Origin of the sequence: Streptomyces sp. NPDC058289 (assembly GCF_042880975.1) — a bacterium.
GTDB classification, from domain to species: Bacteria; Actinomycetota; Actinomycetes; order Streptomycetales; family Streptomycetaceae; genus Streptomyces; species Streptomyces stoeckheimensis.
Genome location: NZ_JBHVYI010000012.1, coordinates 94,307 through 113,838 on the forward strand (window position 1 = coordinate 94,307; position 19,532 = coordinate 113,838).

General features: G+C 72.7%; 22 protein-coding genes. 7 read left to right on the forward strand and 15 right to left on the reverse strand.

What is annotated here, in order from left to right; all coding sequences use genetic code 11:
* Window positions 1–357: 357 nt before the first annotated feature.
* Window positions 358–1,554, reverse strand: a complete 1,197-nt coding sequence (locus ACFVX6_RS08835; RefSeq protein WP_389689449.1) for an ROK family protein — start codon at window positions 1,552–1,554, stop codon at window positions 358–360.
* Between ACFVX6_RS08835 and ACFVX6_RS08840 the strand changes: the two genes are divergently transcribed.
* Complete coding sequence (locus ACFVX6_RS08840) at window positions 1,553–2,656, forward strand: Gfo/Idh/MocA family oxidoreductase (RefSeq protein WP_389689384.1); 1,104 nt, start codon at window positions 1,553–1,555, stop codon at window positions 2,654–2,656. The two genes, ACFVX6_RS08835 and ACFVX6_RS08840, sit on opposite strands and share 2 nt — an antisense overlap.
* A gap of 106 nt (window positions 2,657–2,762) precedes the next feature.
* Window positions 2,763–3,974, forward strand: coding sequence for an ALF repeat-containing protein (locus ACFVX6_RS08845; protein WP_389689386.1), 1,212 nt, complete (start codon window positions 2,763–2,765; stop codon window positions 3,972–3,974).
* A 130-nt stretch (window positions 3,975–4,104) separates the two neighbouring features.
* On the opposite strand, the gene ACFVX6_RS08850 is transcribed toward ACFVX6_RS08845, so the two are convergent.
* From ACFVX6_RS08850 to ACFVX6_RS08875, 6 genes are all read right to left on the reverse strand, one after another.
* Window positions 4,105–4,962 (reverse strand): fumarylacetoacetate hydrolase family protein, encoded by an 858-nt coding sequence (locus ACFVX6_RS08850; RefSeq protein ID WP_389689388.1) that lies wholly within the window; start codon window positions 4,960–4,962, stop codon window positions 4,105–4,107.
* A 122-nt stretch (window positions 4,963–5,084) separates the two neighbouring features.
* Complete coding sequence (locus ACFVX6_RS08855; protein WP_389689390.1) at window positions 5,085–5,924, reverse strand: hypothetical protein; 840 nt, start codon at window positions 5,922–5,924, stop codon at window positions 5,085–5,087.
* 119 nt (window positions 5,925–6,043) lie between these two features.
* The gene (locus tag ACFVX6_RS08860; RefSeq protein ID WP_389689391.1) at window positions 6,044–6,385 is read right to left on the reverse strand and encodes a DUF6412 domain-containing protein; all 342 of its coding nucleotides are present in this window, start codon (window positions 6,383–6,385) and stop codon (window positions 6,044–6,046) included.
* A gap of 93 nt (window positions 6,386–6,478) precedes the next feature.
* The gene (locus tag ACFVX6_RS08865) at window positions 6,479–8,044 is read right to left on the reverse strand and encodes a sodium:solute symporter (protein ID WP_389689393.1); all 1,566 of its coding nucleotides are present in this window, start codon (window positions 8,042–8,044) and stop codon (window positions 6,479–6,481) included.
* The gene (locus tag ACFVX6_RS08870) at window positions 8,041–8,238 is read right to left on the reverse strand and encodes a DUF3311 domain-containing protein (RefSeq protein ID WP_389689395.1); all 198 of its coding nucleotides are present in this window, start codon (window positions 8,236–8,238) and stop codon (window positions 8,041–8,043) included. Before ACFVX6_RS08870 ends, ACFVX6_RS08865 begins: the two co-directional genes overlap by 4 nt.
* Before the next feature lie 31 nt (window positions 8,239–8,269).
* The gene (locus ACFVX6_RS08875) at window positions 8,270–9,061 is read right to left on the reverse strand and encodes a class E sortase (protein ID WP_389689397.1); all 792 of its coding nucleotides are present in this window, start codon (window positions 9,059–9,061) and stop codon (window positions 8,270–8,272) included.
* A 56-nt stretch (window positions 9,062–9,117) separates the two neighbouring features.
* Between ACFVX6_RS08875 and ACFVX6_RS08880 the strand changes: the two genes are divergently transcribed.
* Window positions 9,118–10,119 carry an SEC-C metal-binding domain-containing protein gene (locus ACFVX6_RS08880; protein WP_389689399.1) on the forward strand — a complete coding sequence of 334 codons (1,002 nt, stop codon included), beginning with the start codon at window positions 9,118–9,120 and terminating at the stop codon, window positions 10,117–10,119.
* On the opposite strand, the gene ACFVX6_RS08885 is transcribed toward ACFVX6_RS08880, so the two are convergent.
* From ACFVX6_RS08885 to ACFVX6_RS08895, 3 genes are all read right to left on the reverse strand, one after another.
* Window positions 10,092–10,523: a very short patch repair endonuclease gene (locus tag ACFVX6_RS08885; RefSeq protein ID WP_389689401.1), complete on the reverse strand. Its 432-nt coding sequence runs from the start codon at window positions 10,521–10,523 to the stop codon at window positions 10,092–10,094. The two genes, ACFVX6_RS08880 and ACFVX6_RS08885, sit on opposite strands and share 28 nt — an antisense overlap.
* A 49-nt stretch (window positions 10,524–10,572) precedes the next feature.
* Window positions 10,573–11,805 (reverse strand): hypothetical protein, encoded by a 1,233-nt coding sequence (locus ACFVX6_RS08890; RefSeq protein WP_389689403.1) that lies wholly within the window; start codon window positions 11,803–11,805, stop codon window positions 10,573–10,575.
* A 399-nt stretch (window positions 11,806–12,204) separates the two neighbouring features.
* The gene (locus tag ACFVX6_RS08895; RefSeq protein WP_389689405.1) at window positions 12,205–12,747 is read right to left on the reverse strand and encodes a GNAT family N-acetyltransferase; all 543 of its coding nucleotides are present in this window, start codon (window positions 12,745–12,747) and stop codon (window positions 12,205–12,207) included.
* 213 nt (window positions 12,748–12,960) lie between these two features.
* Between ACFVX6_RS08895 and ACFVX6_RS08900 the strand changes: the two genes are divergently transcribed.
* From ACFVX6_RS08900 to ACFVX6_RS08915, 4 genes are all read left to right on the forward strand, one after another.
* Entirely contained in the window at window positions 12,961–13,137 is a 177-nt protein-coding gene (locus ACFVX6_RS08900; protein WP_389689407.1) for a hypothetical protein, read from the forward strand.
* 66 nt (window positions 13,138–13,203) lie between these two features.
* Window positions 13,204–13,503 carry a hypothetical protein gene (locus ACFVX6_RS08905; protein WP_375949072.1) on the forward strand — a complete coding sequence of 100 codons (300 nt, stop codon included), beginning with the start codon at window positions 13,204–13,206 and terminating at the stop codon, window positions 13,501–13,503.
* A 124-nt stretch (window positions 13,504–13,627) separates the two neighbouring features.
* Window positions 13,628–14,062: a class I SAM-dependent methyltransferase gene (locus tag ACFVX6_RS08910; protein WP_389689409.1), complete on the forward strand. Its 435-nt coding sequence runs from the start codon at window positions 13,628–13,630 to the stop codon at window positions 14,060–14,062.
* A gap of 32 nt (window positions 14,063–14,094) precedes the next feature.
* Window positions 14,095–14,394: a hypothetical protein gene (locus ACFVX6_RS08915; RefSeq protein ID WP_389689411.1), complete on the forward strand. Its 300-nt coding sequence runs from the start codon at window positions 14,095–14,097 to the stop codon at window positions 14,392–14,394.
* A 63-nt stretch (window positions 14,395–14,457) separates the two neighbouring features.
* On the opposite strand, the gene ACFVX6_RS08920 is transcribed toward ACFVX6_RS08915, so the two are convergent.
* The 5 genes from ACFVX6_RS08920 to ACFVX6_RS08940 all read right to left on the reverse strand — a co-directional run bounded on the left by ACFVX6_RS08920 (window position 14,458) and on the right by ACFVX6_RS08940 (window position 19,490).
* On the reverse strand, window positions 14,458–15,864 hold the full coding sequence (locus ACFVX6_RS08920) for a DUF445 domain-containing protein (RefSeq protein WP_389689413.1): 1,407 nt from the start codon (window positions 15,862–15,864) through the stop codon (window positions 14,458–14,460).
* A 90-nt stretch (window positions 15,865–15,954) separates the two neighbouring features.
* Window positions 15,955–16,716, reverse strand: coding sequence for a DUF1707 domain-containing protein (locus ACFVX6_RS08925; RefSeq protein ID WP_389689415.1), 762 nt, complete (start codon window positions 16,714–16,716; stop codon window positions 15,955–15,957).
* A 74-nt stretch (window positions 16,717–16,790) separates the two neighbouring features.
* Window positions 16,791–17,771 carry an ATP-binding cassette domain-containing protein gene (locus ACFVX6_RS08930; protein ID WP_389689451.1) on the reverse strand — a complete coding sequence of 327 codons (981 nt, stop codon included), beginning with the start codon at window positions 17,769–17,771 and terminating at the stop codon, window positions 16,791–16,793.
* A complete protein-coding gene (locus tag ACFVX6_RS08935) occupies window positions 17,771–18,670 on the reverse strand; it encodes an ABC transporter permease (RefSeq protein ID WP_389689417.1) in 900 nt (299 codons plus the stop codon). Before ACFVX6_RS08935 ends, ACFVX6_RS08930 begins: the two co-directional genes overlap by 1 nt.
* Window positions 18,663–19,490 carry an ABC transporter permease gene (locus ACFVX6_RS08940; protein WP_389689419.1) on the reverse strand — a complete coding sequence of 276 codons (828 nt, stop codon included), beginning with the start codon at window positions 19,488–19,490 and terminating at the stop codon, window positions 18,663–18,665. Before ACFVX6_RS08940 ends, ACFVX6_RS08935 begins: the two co-directional genes overlap by 8 nt.
* Between the last annotated feature and the right edge of the window lie 42 nt (window positions 19,491–19,532).

Sequence of the window (19,532 nt, forward strand, 5' to 3'; positions counted from 1 at the left end):
ACGCCCGAATGAACACCCTCTACCTTGACCAAACAGATAGGGGCATCCCCCCAGCCCCGCCGGCGTTTGAGGCGCGGGTCCGGGCAGCGCCCGGGGAACGGTGGAAGGGCGGGTAGGGGACTCCGCCCCGCAGGGCCGGACCTCGCGCACCCCCTCCCCCAGGCGGGGCGGCCAGCCCACTGGCACGCACGAGCCACACCCCAGTCCGGGGCCAGGGGCCAGGAATCAGGGGCCAGGGATCAGGGATCAGGGGCCAGGGATCAGGGATCAGGGATCAGGGATCAGGGATCAAAGGCCAGGGAGCATAGACCCGGGGCCACGGGCACGGCCAGGGCCAGGGCCAGGGAGCCAGGCCCCTCAGTCCCCACGCCCGAACAACGGGCCAAGCACCAACTCCGCCGCCCCCTCCGCCACACCCCCCTCCGCAAGCCCAACCCCCACCGCACCCCCCACAAACGCCCGCGCCCCCAAAACCTTCCGCACGCCCGCCAGGAACACCCCCGGCGCAGCCTCCACCACCCGTCCCCCGAGCAACACCCGGTCCACATCCAGCAGCGCGACCAGGTTCGCCGCCGCCTCCCCCACGATCCGCGCCGCTTCCTCCAGCCGGCCACCGGCCACCGCGTCCAGGCACAGCACCTCCGCGCACCCGCGCCCCCCGCACCGGCAGGGCGGCCCGTCCAGTTGCAGCACCTGGTGCCCGAACTCCCCCGCCGCCGAGCGCCGCCCCCGGTAGACCTCTCCACTGCCGGCCAGCCGGAGCCCCGCCCCCAGTCCGGTGCCTACGTGCACGTACGCCACGGCCTCCCCGAAAGCGGCCCCACCGAGGCCGACCCCACCGAGGCCGACCCCACCGGAGCCCGCCCCTCCGGAGCCCGCCCCCGCCGCAACCCCCGCATTGGTGTCCTTATCCACCCGCACGGGAACCCCCAACCGCCCCTCCAGTACCTCCCGCAACGGAAACCCCTCCCATTCCGGGAACCCCGTCACCCGCCCCAACACCCCGGTCCGCCAGTCCAGCGGCCCCGGCGCGGCCACGCCGACACCGAGGAGCGGCCGGTCGCCGGACACCCGCGCGACCGCCCGTACGGCCTCCTCGACCACCGCGTCCGGACCGGCACCGAAGTCCAGCGGGACGCGCCCGTCCGCGACGACGCGGCCCGCCAGGTCGACCCGTACCGCCGTGAGCTCGTCGCGGTCCAGGTGCAGCCCGACCGCGTACCGCGCCTCCGGCACCAGCCGCAGTAGCGTGCGCGGTTTGCCGCCCGTGGACGCCTCGCGTCCGGCGTCGGCCACCAGCCCCTCGTCCCGGAGGCGCGCCGCGATCTTGCTGACCGCCTGCGGGGTGAGCCCCGTACGCGCGGCGAGGTCACCGCGGCCGAGGCCGCCGGGGCCGGCTCCGCGCAGGAGATCCAGTACGAGCGCGTCGTTGTGCCCGCGCAGCACCGGAAGATTCACGCCGCCACCCGTACCACCCCTGCCACCCCTACTGTCCACCTGCCCATTGTCCACCCTCCTTGCACTTAAGCAACACTGTTGCCAAAGTAGAACCATGAACGCCACCGCCCCCTCCCCCACCTCCTCCCCCTCCCCCCTCCGCGTCGGAGTCGTCGGCTACGGCCTGGCCGGTTCGGTCTTCCACGCCCCGCTCGTCGCCGCGACCGAGGGCCTGGTCCTCGACACCGTCGTCACCTCCGACCCGGGCCGCGCCGCCCAGGCCCGCGAGGCCTACCCGGACGTCCGGATCGCCGCGACCGCCGACGAGCTGCTCGCCCAGAGCCCCGCCCCCGACCTGATCGTCATCGCCTCCCCGAACAAGACGCACGTCCCGCTGGCCACGGCCGCCCTCACGGCCGGCATCCCGGTGGTCGTGGACAAGCCGCTCGCCGCCACCGCCGCCGAGGCCCGCGAGCTGGCCGCGCTCGCCGAGCGGACCGGGACCTTCCTGTCGGTCTTCCAGAACCGCCGCTGGGACAACGACTTCCTCACCTTGCGCCGCCTCCTCGCCGATGGCGAGCTGGGCGAGGTGCAGCGCTTCGAGTCCCGCTTCGAGCGGTGGCGCCCGCAACTCAAGGGCGGCTGGCGCGAGTCCGGCGCCCCCGAGGAGATCGGCGGGCTGCTGTACGACCTCGGCAGCCACGTGGTGGACCAGGCACTCGTGCTGTTCGGCCCTGCCGTACGGGTCTACGCGGAGGCCGACGTGCGCCGCCCGGGCGCCGAGGCGGACGACGACACCTTCATCGCCCTCACCCACGCGAGCGGGGTCCGCTCCCACCTCTACGTCAGCGCGACCACGGCCCAACTGGGCCCGCGCTTCCGCGTACTGGGCTCCCGCGCGGGCTACGTCAAGTACGGCCTGGACCCGCAGGAGGGGGCCCTGCGCGAGGGCCTGCGCCCGGGCGACCCCGAGCGGACCTGGGGCGAGGAGCCCGAGCACCTGTGGGGCCGGCTGGGCTCCGGGGAATCGCCGCTGACCGGCGGGGGCGCGCCGGTGCGGACGGCACCTGGCGACTACCCGGCGTACTACGCGGCCGTGGCGGCGGCCTTGCGCGACGGCGGCCCGGCCCCCGTCACGGCCTTGGAGGCGGCGCACTGCCTGGACGTACTGGAGGCGGCCCGCAGGTCGTCGGCGGACGGGCGAACCGTAGACGTGTGACCCGATACATCCGATCCGGCCGGGAAATGGCCCTCTTGCACGGGACAGTCGATCTATGGTTTGCATAAGTAAAAGATCGTCGCACGTGTGAAGAATGGTGTCTCTCGTGAAGTTGCCCCGTCTCGCCTCGGCCCTCGCCGTCGGCGCGATAGCCCCGGCCGTCCTGCTCTCCTCCCCGGCCTTCGCCTCCGACGCGCCGTCATCCGCCGCTCCCCCGGCGCCTTCCGCGCCGGACCAGGGTGCGCCGGGGAAGGGTCCGTCGCAGGAGGAGGCCGGCACCCCGGAGGGCGACGGGCAGGCGGCGAAGGACCGGAAGCAGATCGAGGCGATCCTGGCGGACCCGGAGACCGGCCCCGGCGTACGCGAGGCCGCCGAGAAGGCCCTCAAGGGGACGGCCGCGGACATGCGGCGCTTCTTCGACGCCATCTGGGCGCAGCAGCAGTACGTGGACGACCGGGTGAAGGTCACTCAGATCTTCAGCACGGGCGGGGTCGGTGTGCGGCGCGAGGCCAAGAAGGCACTTGAGGCGGGCACGCAGGCCACGCTCACGGAGTTCCTCAAGAACGGGCAGCACGTGGCCCGGCTTGAGGATGACACCGTCGAGATACTGAGGATGCTGCAGGGCGCGGGCAAGGGCATCACGGAGCGGGTCAACCATCTGCTCAGCCACGGAACGCGCGAGGAGATCCGCGCGTTCGTCGAGACGGAGCAGCACGCGATCCGTGCGGAAGACGACAGGTTCGCGATCCTGCGGATGCTTCAGGACGCGGGCCCCGCCCTGAAGCAGGGCATCCAGAAGTTCCTCAGCAGCAACCCCTCGCCCGCGCAGCTGCGCGAGTTCGTCACCACCACGCAGCACGAACTCCGCGACCAGGACAACGACCTCCTCATCACGCAGATCATGAGCGAGGGCGGCCCCGAGGTGCGGAAGGCCGCCGATGCGGCGCTGCGCGGCACGCCCGCGGACCGCGTCGAGTTCCTCAAGAACGGCCAGCACGTGGCACGTGCGAAGGACAAGGCCGCGGAGGAAGCGGCCAACAAGCCGGACGAGGGCGGCGAAGAAGGCGACGCGGGCGGCAAGGACGAGGGCGAGGACGCGGGCACCACCACGCCGGTCGGCGACCACACCACCACCGGCGGTACGGAGACCGGCACGGGCAACCGGGCGACCCCGGCGGGCGGCACCTCCGGCAACCTCGCCACCACGGGCGCGGGCGCCGAGAACGGCTGGATCGCCGGCGGGGCCGCCACCGCGCTCGCCGCGGGCGCGGGCCTCGTGCTCGTCAACCGGCGCCGCCGGATGCCGTCCGGGCGCTGACGGGCGCGGACGGGCACTGACGGGCACTGACGGGCAAAGGGACACCGGAAAACGGCGCACCGGAGAACGGAAAAGGGGGCGGCGCCGTCGACGACGGCGCCGCCCCTTCGCGTCGATCCGCGGGGACCGACTACGCGCTCTTGAACTCCTGGCGCTGGCGGCCGAGCCCGTCGATCTCCAGCTCCACCACGTCGCCCGCCCGCAGGAACGGCTTCGGCTCCGGCTGGCCCGCGGCCACACCGGCCGGGGTGCCGGTGACGATGACGTCGCCCGGGTACAGGGTCATGAACTGGCTGACGTACCGGACGACCTCGCCGACCGGGAAGATCTGGTCGGACGTGTTGCCGTCCTGCTTGAGCTCACCGTTGACCCACAGCTTGACGTCCAGCACCTGCGGGTCCGGGATCTCGTCCGCGGTGACCAGCCAGGGGCCGAGCGGGGTGAAGGTCTCGCAGTTCTTGCCCTTGTCCCAGGTGCCGCCGCGCTCGTTCTGGAACGCGCGCTCGGTCACATCGTTGACCAGCACGTAGCCGCCGACGTGCGCGAGGCCCGCCTCGGGGGAGGCCAGGTAGCGGGCGGTGGCACCGATGACGACGCCGAGCTCGGCTTCCCAGTCGGTCTTGACGCTGGTGCGCGGGATCAGCACGGTGTCGTCGGGGCCGACCACGGTGTCCGGAGCCTTGAGGAACACGATCGGCTCGGCCGGTGCCTCGGCGCCCACCTCGGCGGCGTGCCCGTGGTAGTTCAGGCCGATGCCCACGACCTTGCCTATGCGGCCGACGGCGGACCCGATCCGCAGACCCTCGGCGTCCAGCACCGGGAGCTCACCGGATCCGGCCGCGTCCCGTACTCGGGACAGCACGGAGTCGTCGGCGAGCAGTGCGCCGTCCACATCCGTGATCAGGCCGGACAGGTCCCGCAGGGTCCCGTCCTGGTCGAGCAGCGCGGGGCGCTCCGACCCGACGGGTCCTACACGCAGCAGCTTCATGGGCATTCTCCCGTGGTCGAGGGTGGTCGGCCCATGGGCATGCCCCGGGCCGGACGATGGGTTGCGGCCATCGGAGGATTGGTCGATCCTCCAAGATGTCGGCCTCATCCGCAAGACCCTGTTCACATGGCGGAACGCTCTACTCCGCTGACCGCTGCCTCCGCACGCTCCGCCCGGTCCTTCCGGTACTGGAGCCAGGCGCGCTCGGCGACCGACCAGGCGGTGGTCGTGACCAGGTACAACCCGGCCGCCAGCGGCACCAGGGCGGCCGTGATCAGCGTCCCGAAGGACAGCAGGGGCAGTACGCCGCCCACCTTGCGCATGAGCTCCTGCTGCTCGGCGGTCAAGCCGGCGACCGCCCCGGCTCCGCCGGCCCCCGAGGACTTGGCCCCGGCAGCCTTGGGCCCACCGACCTTCGCGCCACCGGCCTTCGCACCACCGGCCTTGGCGACACCGGCCTTGCCGCCACCGGCCACAATCCCGCCCGCCTTGGCCCCGCCCGCCTTGGCGACCCCGCTCCCAGCCCCGCCGGCGGCAGCCATCAGCGCCGCCGCCTTGCGTCCGCGCGCCGCACTCCACGCGGCCACCATCGCGACGACCGCGAACAGCCCGAGGAACACGAGCCCCCGCTCGCCGAAGAGGCCGCCCTCACCGAGCGCCTCAGTCCACCGGTCCCCGAGCGGCGCGGCGAACAGTCGGTGGCCGAGCAGCTCGTTGGCGGCCCCGCCGATCTCCTTCGAGGAGAACGCCCGGTACATCAGGAAGAACACCGGCAACTGGAGCAGCACCGGCAAGATGCCCGCCACCGGGGTCGCCCCGCGGAAGGCGGCCCGGCTCAACGGGTGCAGCGCGAGCCGCACGAGCACGGTGAACAGCACGATCGCGGCCGCGGTCGCGGACTCGGCCAGCACCGGCTCCAGGAGCCGGCCCAGCACAGCAACAAGATCGATGAAAACGGACACGTGGGCCCTCCGAAGGGACTCGTCGAACGTCGAAAGAGATGCGTTTTCGGCGTGACGACCCGCGAGGGGCGGCAAGGTGTGGCGATCAGAAGTGATCAGGAGGAAGGAGCTGCGCGCCCCTACGCGGCCGTCGGAAGGGGACGGCCGGGTGCCCTGGGCCGCGACCGGCCCGAAGCGTCGGGATCGCGCTGCGGCAGGAACGCCGTGCGCTGCTCGCGATCACGGATCGCGGTACGTATTCGGTGCGGCGGCACCGGCCGGACCAGCCGGGCGGCCAGGGCCGAGGCACCCACGGCGAAGGTCGCCGCGAGGACCACCACGACCGCGCCGAGCCCGCCCTCCCCGGCGAACAGCCCGAGGAAGCCGCCGAGCACCAGGAGCGAGGCCAGCAGCGCCACCAGTCGCGCGGACGGCACTGCAATCCGGAACCGCACGGGGCGAAGCCCGCTGTGCTCTGCCATACGAACCGCCCCCTCCCGCTGCTCCCGCGCACGAACTCCCGTAAGAGATCCGCGACTCGCACCCCGTACTCGTACTCGTACTCGCGATCGATACTAACCTCGCGCACTGACAACGGACGGGGCCTCGTTTTGATCCCCGGCCCCGGGCAGCGGATCACGCGCCAGCACCTCCTCGTCCGGCCGGGGGTCACCCGCCCCGCTCCGCGCCCCCTCCCGCGGCCCGAGCCAGGTCACCGCCAGCGCGACCGCCAGGTTCACCGCGAGGGCGACCATGCCCGCGTTCACGCCCCACACCGGGTCGCGGCCCGTGAAGACCAGCCCGCAGACCACCGCGACCCCCGCGGCCAGCCCGCACACCGCGGCCGCCGTCGTGAGCCTGCGCCACACCAGACCCAGCAGCAGCATCGGCACCAGCTGCGCCATGCCCTCGTAGGACACGAGCGAGAGCCTGACCAGCGTGTTCGGCGCCGTGTACGTCATCACCAGCGCGATCGTCCCGGCCGCCACCACGACCACCTGCGAGGCGAGCTTCTGCCGCTCGCCCGAGCTCCAGCGCGGCGCGAGCGAGAGCACGCTGCGCCCCCACATCGTGCCGATGACCAGCATGAACACCGCCATCGGCACGATCGAAGACAGCGCCGCCGCCACCCCGATCACCCCCACCGCCCACGCGGGCAGGGAGTCCACGACCAGCTTGAACAGCGCGAGGTTGGACTCGGCGCCCGTCAGCCCCGGTACGACGAACAGCGCCGCCATGCCCAGCAGCATCGGCACGAAGAGCAGCACGTTGTACGCGGGCAGCAGGATGGCGTTGCGGCGCAGCGCGTCGGCGCTCCGCGCGCCCAGGTACCCCGCCACCGTGGTCGGGAAGATGACGACGGTCAGCGCGTTCAGCACGGTGGTCGAGGCGAACCACCCCACTCCCAGCTCGCCCCTGCCGCCCTCGCCGCTCCCGGCGCCGGGCAGCGTCAGCCACTGCGGGCGCTCCGCCGTGAGCCGGTCGAAGAGCTCCCCGTAGCCGCCGAAGTAGTGCATCGGCACGTAGACGGCGAGGAACCCCAGGGTGCCGATGACCAGCACGTCCTTGAGCACGGACACCCACGCGCTGCCGCGCAGCCCGCTGACGACGACGAAGCCGGTGGTGACGGCGAAGGCGATGAAGTAGGCCCATTCCAGGGACACCGCCCCGTAGGTGACCGTCGAGACCACCACACCCATTCCGGTGATCTGGAGCTGGATGTAGGGGAGCAGGAAGACGGTCGCGAGCACCGCGACCGCGGCGCCGAGCCAGGGGCGCCCGTACCGGTGGCTCACCATGTCGGTGATGCCGACGAGGCCGTGGCGGCGCGCGTAGTCCCACAGCACGGGCCCGACGACGTAACCGACCGCGTAGCCGCAGGACATGTACGCGACCACGTACATCACGGGGGCGCCGTAGTTGTAGCCCCAGCCGGCCGCGCCGAGGTAACTGAAGCTCGTGTACCCCTCGCCCGCCATCAGGACCCAGATGAACACGGTGCCGAGCGAGCGCCCGCCCACCGACCACTCGGCGAGCCCGCCGCCGCCCCCGCCGCGCCCGCGCACGGCGAGCAGTCCGAGCGCGACGGTGGCCACCATGAACACGCCGAAGACGGTGGTCGCGACGGCCGCGTGGCTCATCGGTGATCACCGCGCCAGGTCAGCCAGACCGCGAGCGGGGTCAGCAGGGTCGCCCCGATGAACCAGAGGAGCAGGAACGGTACGCCGCCCAGCGCCGGCTCCACCCGGTTCGCGAGCGGCAGCGCTCCGACGAACAAGACGAACGGCACGGCCAGCCACACCAACTGCGGACGTTTCATCCTCTTTCGACGCACCGCCCCACCCTACGGCCCGTCAGCCCACCCACTAGCGCTTGAGGGTCCCCCACACCACGAGCCGGTACTTGGAGCTGTACTCGGGCGTGCAGGTGGTCAGCGTGATGTACGCGCCGGGCTCGCTGTACCCGGCCCCCGGCGTGACGGTGCTGCGCGGCACGGGCGCGATCACCCCGGTGTCGCGCTCGGTCGTCTCCGCCAGCGTCTGCCCGACCAGGTACACGTACCGCTTGCCCCGCACGTCCACGATCAGCTCGTCCCCGGCCCTGAGCCGGTTGATGTAACGGAAGGGCTCCCCGTGCGTGTTGCGGTGTCCGGCGAGCGCGAAGTTCCCCTCGGCCCCGGGCTGCGCGGTCCCGGTGTAGTGCCCGGCGTACCCCTTGTCGAGCACGGACCGCTTGTCCACGCCCTGCGCGACGGGCACGGCGACGCCGAGGCGAGGAATGCGCAGGATGCCGTACGCGGACTCCCGCGGCGGCGGCTTGGCGGTGCGCGGCCCGAGGTTGCCGGGTACGTCGCCCGAGGACCCGGCATCGTCCGGCTCGTCGGACGGCCCGACGGCAGAAGCGGCGGCGGCCGGATCCTCCTCCGCACCATCCTCTGGCACGGGGGCCCACCCGCCCTCCTCCAGCTCTCTCACCACCTCGTGCGCGGCACTCAGCGCCTGCCGATTGGTCCACCACACCTGGTGCACCACCAGCAACATCACCACCACGCCCACGGTGACGGCCAGTTCTCCGGCCGCCCACAACGCCCCCGCGATACCGGCCCGGCGCGACAGCCGGCCCTTCCCCTGCACCACGACCCGCACGCGATCTCGCACGGGCGGCACCCTAAGTCCTCCCCCCTCAACTGACCAGCGGCAGTACGCTGCAAACCATGCGCCCCGACACGCCTGCCGAGCACATCGCCGAAGCCGAGCGCCTCATCCGCACGGCGACCCGCTACCCCGAGGACCAGGAGCCGTTGCTCCTCCAGGCCGCGGCCCACCTCGAACTGGCCGACGAACGCGAGCGGGCGAGCGCCCTCTACGACCAACTCCTGGCCTCGGACACGACGGACGACCCGTCCCTCATCAAGGCCCTCCAGGCGGCCAACCTCTGGGAGTACGGCCACGAGCCCGAGGCCCGCGCCCTCATCCAGGGCATCCGCGCGGCGGCCCCCTCGGACCCCGCCCCCTGGGAGGTCATCGCGGAGGCCCTGGAGGCCCACGACGAACTCGAGGCCTCCCACGAGTGCTTCACCGAGGCGGCCACCCTCCTGGCCCCGGACAACACCCCCCTCACCCCGGCCACGACCGCGCTCCTCACGGGCCGCCACCGCGTACGCCGCCTCCTCGGACTCCCCCACGACGACTGGGACATGGTCGCGGACACCCGCCACATCGGCCCGATCCCGCTGGACGAACTCCACGACCCCAAGCGCATCTGGGCCCTCGGCTCCGACGACCCCGCCGAACTCCGCGCCGAGATCGCCCGCCTGCGCGCCGAACTCGGCGACCGCCGCGCCGCGCTCTCCCGCCCCTTCCCGGTGGCCATCCTCCACTGGCCGGCCCGCGAACTGGCGGAACTCCTGACGTCGTACCCCACCCTGTCCGCGGAGTACCCCTCCCACGACGCCCACCTGGCCCAGGTGGAAGCCTCCCTCCGCACCCTGGCCGCCTCGGGCACCACGAACCTCGGCATCGTCACGGCCAGCGTCCCCTCGTACGAAGCCTTCGCAGCCTCGGAGAAGACCTCCCCGTCCTCCCCGTCCCTCCTGGCGGAATACGCCACCACCCTGGCCGCCCGAGGCAAAGCCACCCCGTGGCCCCCGACGAGCACGAACGCCTGCTGGTGCACTTCGGGCAGGCCTTACGGCGACTGCCACGGGGCAGGCTGATCAACTCTCCGCGGTACGGGGCGTGGGACGGCCCGCCGTTCCGCGACCGCCTCGGCGATGCGGACGGCGGCTTCGTCCGGGCTCTCGTGTTCCCACACTCGGAGCGATAGCCAGCCGGACTCGGCGAGGCGCGCGTCGGTGTCGCGGTCGCGCGCCCGGTTGCCCTCGATCTTGGATCGCCAGAAGTCGGCATTCCGTCGGGGCCACGTCACGTGCTCGGGACATCCGTGCCAGAAGCAGCCGTCGACGAAGACGGCGACCCGTGCGGGACCGAAGACGATGTCGGCTTCGCGTCGTACTCCCTTCGCCGGTCGGCGATGGACTCGGTATCGCAAGCCCGCCGCGTGCAAGGCTCGCCGCAGGGTCATTTCGATCCCGGTGTTCTTGCTCTTCTGCCGGCTCATACGAGCACGGTCGCCTGGAGTGCTCTCAAAGGCTTCCACCTCGTCATTGTCAGGGCACGGGAAGCTCCAGTTGGACATGGCCGCGGGCCAGGGCCGTGGGTGGAGCGGGGCGGGTGGTGGTCAGGGTGAGGAGGGCGCGGAGGGCTGCGATTACTTCCGTCGGGGTGTCTCTGATCATCGAGGGGGTGGCGCTGACCACCAGGATGCCGTGGGACTCAAGGCGGAGGCGGCGGTGGAGGGTGGCGTGCCAGGAGTCGCGGGTGTAGTGGTACTCCGCCGAGTCGATCTCCAGGGCCACGCCCTCGTCGGGCCAGTAGGCGTCCGGGCTCGCCAGGAACGTGCCGTCCGGGGTGTGCAGGCGGGCGTTCCACAGGGGCGTCGGGAGGTCCGTGGCCGAGAGGGTGTCGCGGGCCCGGGCCTCGGCTACCGAGCGGACTCCGGCGAGGAGTTCCGCGGCCGCCGCGCGGATCGCGGGGCGGGTCAGGAGGCGGGCGGCGCGGAGTTCGGCGTGCAGGTCCTGCGGGTGGCACCAGCCGGACTGGACGACCTGGGCGAGGACCGAGCGGATCCGGTCCGTCGGCTCATCGGTCCGGGCCGCGAAGTCGGCGGCCGCGCGCACCGGGCGGGTGCTCGGGATGCCCGAGACGGTGATGGTGCGGGGCCAGCGGGCCGTCGGGAAGGGCCGAACCTCCCGTGAGCCGGCGAGCTTGCGCGGGGCGCGGATCAGGACGTCGGCCGGCGCGTACGGGGCTTCGCGGATCCCGAGCAGGGCGAGGGCCGCGCCGCCGGTGAGGGCGGCTGTGTCGCCGGAGAGCGGGTCGGAGCCGGGCTCGGCGGCGTAGAGGACGGCGGCGAGGGCGCGTTGGCGCTGGTCCGGGGGGCCGGTCTGGAGGAGGTAGACCCGGGGCAGCAGGCGCTGCCAGGGGCCGCCGGGGCGGGTGCGGGAGGTGATCGTGCCGGGTGGGATGCCGGCGGTGGTGGTGAGTTGGTGGCGCGTGGCGAGGTTGAGCTGACGCCGGGCGGTGGGGTTGGGGTTGGGGGTTGGGGTAGGGCTGGGGGTTGGGGTAGGGCTGGGGGGCGGATTAGGGGTGGCCCGGAAGGTCTGGCCGGACCGGGTGGCGGGCCTGGACGGCGCCGGCCGCGTGGCGGACGCCGCGTAGGCCGGGCGCGTGGCGGACGCCGCACGGTCCGGGCGTCTGGCGGGCGTCGCATGTGCCGGGCGTGTGGCGGACGCCGCATGGGCCTGGGGCATCGGGTGGGTGGTGCCTGTGGTGGGGTTCATGGGCGCGGTATGCCCCGCCCGCGTGGATCGGACGCCCCGCCGGGCCATGTTTCGAGACTGCCTTCGGGCGCCCCTCACGGCGTGTCCCGCGCCGGTCGGTGGCGTTTCGCGGCGCACGGTGGCGCATGGCGCATGGCGCATGGATGGGGCGCCGGCCGCCGCTCGCGTCGTGGACGACGGGCTCGGTCCCGACCGAGGCATGCGGCCGGGGCCCGGGTCTCCCCGGGCTCGGCCCAGGGGTCGGGCGGGCAGCCGTAGGGATGACGCATTCCTTCTTCGGGCCTGCTCGGCCGCTCCGCGAAGGCAGGGCCCGTACGGCCCTCGGGGGTCGCCGTCCGGATGCGAGTTCCGTTCCGGCGGGCCGGTCGTCCGGGCAAGGTCCGGGAGGTGGCCGCCCGGCTACGCCGCCCGGTTCGGGTGGTCCGGGGACAGGAAGACGATGACGCCCGTCTCCGTGCCGGGCAGCGGCGCGACCTCGTGCCAGCCCAGGCGGCGGTACGTGGCCACCGTGTTCTTGGCCAGGCGGCTGGTCAGCAGCCAGGCGCGGCGGTCCGGGGCGTCGGTGGTGATCTCGGTGAGGAGGTCCCGGGCGGTGCCGCGGCCGCGCGCGTAGGGGCGTACCGCGAGTTCGTCTATCTCCAGCGCCCCGGTGAGGAGTTCCTTGACCCGGGCCGACCCGAGCTGCGCCGCGACCTGGGCGTACGCACGGTTCTTCGGGAAGGCCACCGGGGTGATCCAGCCCGTCGCGAAGCCGTCGATGCCCGTGGCGGACTGGATGAAGGCGGTACGGAAGCCACGGCGCCGGGCGTCCGCCGGGAGGCGGGTGGCGAACTGGCGAATGGTTTCTTCGTCTTCGTTCCACGGTGGGGCGGAGAAGACGTCGGCGTAGGCGTCGACCAGTTCGTCCGCGAGGTCGAGGACGGCCTGTCCGTAGCAAATCACGATGTCCTGGCTCCTGATGTGGGTGGGGAGGGATGAGGGGTGGGAGAGGTGCGGTGGGCGGGAGGGGGCGAGGTGGTTTGCCCCTTTGGGTGGGAGATTGAATTTATGCCCATCAGGTTCCCTCAGCAGACATCGCGCGGATCCGGCGAGTGTGCGACAAATCCCCTCGGTGCGGTCCGTGTCGGGCGGCCGGGCGGCCGCGTTGAGCAGCACGTGGACAGACTGCTTCGGGCCGCCCGCGGGGCCGGGCTCGCGTTTCTGCTCGTGTTGGGCGTGGTGGCGGTGCTGCCGCGCGGTGTACGGGACGCGGTACCGGATCCGGTGATCGGCGGGGCCGTACTGGTGTTGGGAGCGGTGGGGGCCCGACGGGTGGTCAAGGGGGCGAGTTAGCCTCGGGGGGCGAGTAGGTGTGCGCGTATGAACCGATGAACCGATGAGGTGAGGGAGTTGGACAGCATGGCACGGGTACCGAGCTCTGCAGTGGCGGCCGCCGGTCTGGTCGGCGGTTACGCCGTCGCGCGGTGGACCAAGAAGCGGCCGCTCGGCGGTGTCGTGCTCGGCGCCGCGGGCATCGTCGCCGGGCGGGAGTGGCACAAGCGCGGCGGCGCCCCCGCCGCGGCCGGGCTCGGTGCGCTGTACCTCGCCGGGTTCGCCGGTGCGCACCCGCTGGCGAAGAAGGTCGGCGCCTGGCCGGCCGTCATCGGCGCCGCGGGCGTGGTCGCCGCCGCGTCCTGGGCCGTCGCAGACCGGGGCTGAACCCCCACCGGCGCCGGGCCCCCGGCGTGGTCCCCGGGCCATCCCCGGCCATCCCCGGCCGTCCCCCGGCCGTCCCCCGCCGTCCCCGGCCCGTGTGGCACCCGTCCGTGCCAGGATCTCCGGCATGCCTGATCGCGCACTGAGCTTCGGAGAGAGGGCGGAAGCGTACGAGCGGTTCCGGCCGGGGTATCCCGTGGAACTGTTCGACCTCGTGCGGGAGTACGCCGGGGGTCCGGTTCGGAGCGCCCTCGAAATCGGGGCGGGGACCGGCAAAGCGACCCGCCTGTTCGCCGCACAGGGGATCGCGGTCACCGCGACCGACCCGGACGGGGCCATGCTCGCCGAGTTGCGCAGGCACGTGCCGGCGAGCGTCAGGACGGTACGGGCCTCCCTCGAGGACCTGCGCGCGGGCCGCCGCCGGTACGGGTTGGTCTACGCGGTGGCGGCGCTGCACTGGACCGACCCGGAGGGCCGGTGGGCACGGGTGGCCTCCCTGTTGGAGCCCGCGGGCGTTTTCGCCCGGCGGGCGGGCAGGTGCAGCCGGTCGACCCGGCCGTGACGGAAGCCGTTCGTGCGGCACGGGCGCCGTTCTTGGAGAGCGACGAGATCCCGTCCCCGGACGGGACACCGCCCGAGGGCGCCCTGCAGTGGCCGGGGACGGAGCTCCAGCGGTCCGCCTCCGCCTGGTTCACCGATGTGCGGCAGGCAGTGGTCGACCGCCGCTTGACGATGAGCGCCGAGGACTACATCGGCTACCTCTCCACCGTTTCGGCCTATCTCGTACTGCCGGCCGACGAGCGGGAGCAAGTGTTCCGCCGGATCGCGCGGGTCCTGCCGGCCCGCGTCGAGATCGTCGCCGACGTGGTCGTCCATCTCGCCCGGCGCCGCTGACCACGCCCGGGGGCGGGGCGTCCGTGGGGCGCAGCCGACCGTGCCCGGCCGGCCCCCGCTCCGCTACGCGCCGAACGCCCGCGACACCGTATAGATCAGCAGGCCCGCCAGCGCGCCGACCACCGTGCCGTTGATGCGGATGAACTGGAGGTCGCGGCCGATGTGGGCCTCGATCTTGCGCGAGGTGTGCTCCGCGTCCCAGCCCGCCACCGTGTCCGTGATCAGCGAGGTGATCTCCGTCCGGTACGTGGTGACCACGTACACCACCGCGCCCTCGATCCAGCCCTCCACCTTGTCCTGGAGGCGGCCGTCCGTGGCCAGCCGGGCGCCCAGGGACATCAGCGAGGAACGGACCCGCAGGCGCAGCGCGCTCCGCTCGTCCTCCGCCGCCGAGATGATCATCGAGCGGACCGCCGTCCAGGTGGAGGCGATCACGTCCTGGATTTCCTCCCGCTGCAAGATCTCCGACTTCAGGCGCTCCACCCGCGCCCGCGTCTCCGTGTCCGACTGGAGGTCCGCCGCGAAGTCCGCGAGGAAACGGTCCACCGCCCCGCGCGCCGGGTGCTCCGGCATGTCCCGCATCTCCTGGACGAAGCGGAGCAGTTCCTTGTAGACGCGGTCGCCGATCTTGCGGTCCACGAACCTCGGGGTCCAGCCCGGCGCCCCGCCCTGTACCGCCGCCTCCACCGACTCGGCGTGGGTGACCAGCCAGTCGTACGCCCGCGCGCACACGAGGTCCACGACCCGGCGGTGGCCGCCGTCCGCGACGACCTTCTCCAGCGTCTTGCCGATCCCCGGCGCGATCTCCGCCGTCTCGGCCCGCCGCGTGATCGCCTCGCCCACGACGGCCTGCACATCGGAGTCCCGCAGGACCGTCAGCGCCCCGCGCAGGGCCGTGGCCAGCTCCGCGGTGACCCGGTCGGCGTGCGCGGGCTCGGCCAGCCAGGCGCCGAGCCGGCCGCCGATGCCGAGGGCGTGCAGCCTCGTACGCACCACGTCGGCGGAGAGGAAGTTCTCCCCGACGAACTCCCCGAGGGAGACGCCGAGCTGGTCCTTCTTCGTCGGAATGATCGCGGTGTGCGGGATCGGCAGACCGAGCGGCCGCCGGAACAGGGCGGTGACGGCGAACCAGTCCGCGAGCGCGCCCACCATGCCCGCCTCGGCACCGGCCGCGACGTACCCGGCCCAGCCGCCCGCGCCCGCGTGCTCCGCCCACTTCGCCGCTACGTAGATCAGCGCGACCAGCACCAGCAGGCCGGTGGCGGTCCGCTTCATCCGGCGGACGCCGCGCCGGCGCTCCTCGTCCGCCTCGCTGAACACGAAGCCGCCGCGTGCCGTGGCCCCGGTCGATGACGTCGTCGACGAAGCCGACGAGGACGCAGCCTCCGCCGTAGCCGTCGTGCTGCCCTGCTCCACGTGCTCCTGCCTTCCCCCGGGCGACGGTTTCGTACGCAAAGCGTCCGACTTCATAGCATCCGACTCCCGGGGCGCCCGGGGAGTTCCCGGCGCGCCGTACTGATCCCCCGTCTGTGGACCGCGGGCCCCCTGCAGGCCGGCCCCTTACAGCTCCTTGCGCGGCTTCTGCTTCGAGACCGCCCGCTGCTTCGGCGGCTTCACCTTCACCTCGACCCCGCCCCAGAAGGCGAGGCCCGTCACGACCACCCGCGGAGCCCCCGGCTCCACCGGGCCGGGGCTGTCGCGCTGGTCGAAGCCGCCCATCACGCCGATGCCGCGTACGTCGACCTCGATGCCCGGCGGCACGATGATCTGGATGCCGCCCATGATGGCGACGCAGTTGATCACGACCTCCCGCTCCGCGAAGTTCGCCTCGCGCAGGTCGATCTCACCGCCGCCCCAGAACGCCACCGCGTGGAACCGGGCGGGCACGGTCCAGTTGCCCTTGCGCTGGAAGCCCGACATGACGGCCACGGCCATGGCCGGTCCGCCCGCCGTCCCTCCGCCGCCCACGATCCGGGCCGGCCAGGCGGCTCCGGATCCCGCCGGTACCGCCTTCGTCAGCCCGACCGGAGTCATCGGGGCGGCCGCGATCGGAGCCGTCGCGCCGGGCGCGGGCAGATCCCGCGTCAGCGGTTCGAGCTCGGCGTACGTACGGGACCGGTAGGCCGCGTCCAGCCGCTCCTCGAACTCGTCCATGTCGAGCCGCCCCTCGGCGACGGCGTCCCGCAGCCGGTCCACCACCCGCTCCCGGTCGGCGTCCGAAGCCCTCAGCTCCGGCAGCGGTGGCTGCTGCGGCTCGTCGGACTGTGCCTTCACGGGCTCTGCCTTCTCCGGCAACGGCTTCTCAGACCGCTCGTCACTCATACGGACCAGCCTATGCAGTCACCCCGGAGAGTTGTATGGCCCGAACCCCCCTCCAGGTCAGGGTTGTCCCTGATTTACCCCCGCCCCGCGTACATCCGCGCGATCACGTCCTCGATGTCCGGCTCCCGCACCGACAGGTCCAGCAGCGGATACTCCGCCGCCACCGCCGCCACCAGCGGAGCCGCCGAAGCCCGTGCCGGGAACGCCAGCCACTGTCGGGCGCCCTCCACCTTCACCACCCGCGCCCCCACCACCTCGATCGGCGGGAGCTCCCGCTCCAGGTCCACCACCAGCGTCCGCTCGCTCGCTGCCGCACCGTCCGCGGCGCCTGCCGTGTGCAGTCCGCCCAGCGAGCCGTCGTAGACCAGCCGCCCGTGGTCGATCACCATCACCCGCTCGCACAGCTGCTCGATGTCCTGGAGATCGTGCGTGGTCAGCAGCACCGTGGTGCCGAGCTCCTCGTTCAGCTGCCGCAGGAAGCCCCGTACGCTCGCCTTGCTCACCACGTCCAGCCCGATCGTCGGCTCGTCCAGGTACAGCACGTCGGGGTCGTGCAGCAGGGCCGCCGCGATGTCCCCGCGCATCCGCTGCCCCAGCGACAACTGCCGTACGGGTACGTCGAGCAGCTCGGCGAGGTCGAGCCGGTCCACGCAGCGCTCCATGTTCTCCGCGAACCGCGCCGCCGGGATCCGGTACATCCGCCGCATCAGCGCGTACGAGTCCTTCAGCGGAAGGTCCCACCACAGCGTCGTGCGCTGCCCGAACACCACGCCGATCCGGTGCGCGAGGCGCATCCGCTCCCGCGCCGGGTCGATGCCGGCGACCCGCAGCCGGCCGCCGCTCGGGGTGAGGATGCCGGTCAGCATCTTGATAGTGGTCGACTTGCCGGCGCCGTTGGGCCCGATGTAGCCGACCATCTCTCCCCGAGCCACCTCGAAGCTGATCCCGTCCACGGCCCTGACCTGCCGTTTCTCCCGGCGCACCAGGCCCACCCGGCGCCGTACGTCGAAGACCTTCTCGACCTCGTGCAGTGAAATCAGCGCATCCGACACGATTAGCTCCCCGTGCTGCGGTACGAACGGACCCCCGCGCGCCAGGCCAGCGACGCGGGGAGGAACACCGCGAAGGCCACCAGCGGGCTCGCGTACGCCACCCACCCCGGCAGCCCCAGCGGATCGGGCCGGCCCAGCACGTACAGGGCGGGCAGCCAGTTGACGAAGGCGAGCGGCACGATGAAGGTGACCCCGCGCAGCAGGTCCTTCGCGAAGACGGTCGGCGGGTACTGGAGCATGGTGCAGCCGCCGTAGGTGAAGCTGTTCTGCACCTCCGCGGCGTCCCCGGCGAGGAACTGGAAGGCCGCGCCGGCCACCATCACCGCGCCGAAGATCGCCGCCCCGGCGGTGATCATCACGGGCACCATCAGCACCTTCCCGACCGTCCAGTGCAGCTGGTCCAGCTCCGAGACGGCCCACCCCAGCACCACGAGCCCCTGCGCGATCCGCCCCAGCCGGCGCAGCGCGAAACGGTCGGCCGCCACCTGGGCGAGCACCGGGACCGGGCGGACCAGCATGGTGTCCAGGGAACCGTCGCGGATCCGCGAGCCGATCCGGTCGGTGTTGCCGAGCAGCAGGTCGGCCAGGCCCAGGGAGGCCGAGCAGGACCCGTACAGCAGGGCGATCTCGGGCAGCGTGAAGCCGCCCAGCTCGTCCACGTGCGAGAACATGATCATGATCGCGACGAAGTCCAGGAGCGTGATGGCCGCGTTGCCGAAGGTGGAGAGGAAGAAGGACGTGCGGTACGTCATCGTCGACCGGATCCACATCGCGGCGATCAGCCCGTAGCCGCGCAGCCCCTCCAGGACCCGGCTGCGCCGCGGAACGAGGAGCCCGGGCTCCGTCGCCACGCCGGTCGGCGCGGTCTTCCCGACGCCGCCCTCCGCCACCCGCTCAGCCACCCTGGACCACCACCTTCCGCGTCGCGGCCGACTGCAGCAGCCGGCCCAGCCCGAGCAACACCACGGCCCACGCGGCCTGGAAGCCGAGCGCCCCCGCCGTACGCGCGGCCCCGCCGCCCCCGCCGAGCAGGACGTCCACCGGCACCTGGAGCATCGCCGCCCAGGGCAGGACGCGGACGAACTCCCCGAAGCCGCCCGGGAACACGGTCAGCGGCAGCAGCATCCCGGAGAAGAAGATGGAGACGACCGTGGCCATCATGTTGATCCCGGCCCCGTCCATCAGCCAGAAGGCCGCCAGCCCCAGCAGGTAGCGCAGCGCGAAGCTCACCACCAGCCCGAGGAGCACCGAAGCCAGGAAGAGCAGCCAGCGCAGCGGAGCGGTGGGCAGCGCCAGCTGGAAGGCGAGCCCGCCGACGACCAGCGGTACTACGCCGCGGCCCAGGAGTTGAAACCCCGCCCGGCCCAGATCACCCGCGAGCCACCACGCCTGGAGATCGGCCGGACGGTACAGGTCGACGGCGATGTCACCCGTACGGACGCGTTCTTGGAACTCCTCCTGGAAGCCGCCGCCGATCAGCGCCCCGGCGGCGAGCAGCGCCTGACTGACCCACATGAACGTGAGGGCCTCGGACTGGTCGTAGCCGCCGAGCCCGGGCCGCTCGTCCCAGAGCGCGATGTACGTGTAGGCCAGGATGAAACCGAACACGGTGTTGGTGAACACCCCGGCCGCAGTGGCCGTCCCGTAGGTGGCGTACCTGCGAAAGCCCCCGGCCGCGACCGCCCCGTAGAGCCCGGCTCGCCCCACCACCGGCTGGCGCACCTCATCCCCTCCGTTTCCCAGGTCGTTGCTGCGTCGTTCCTA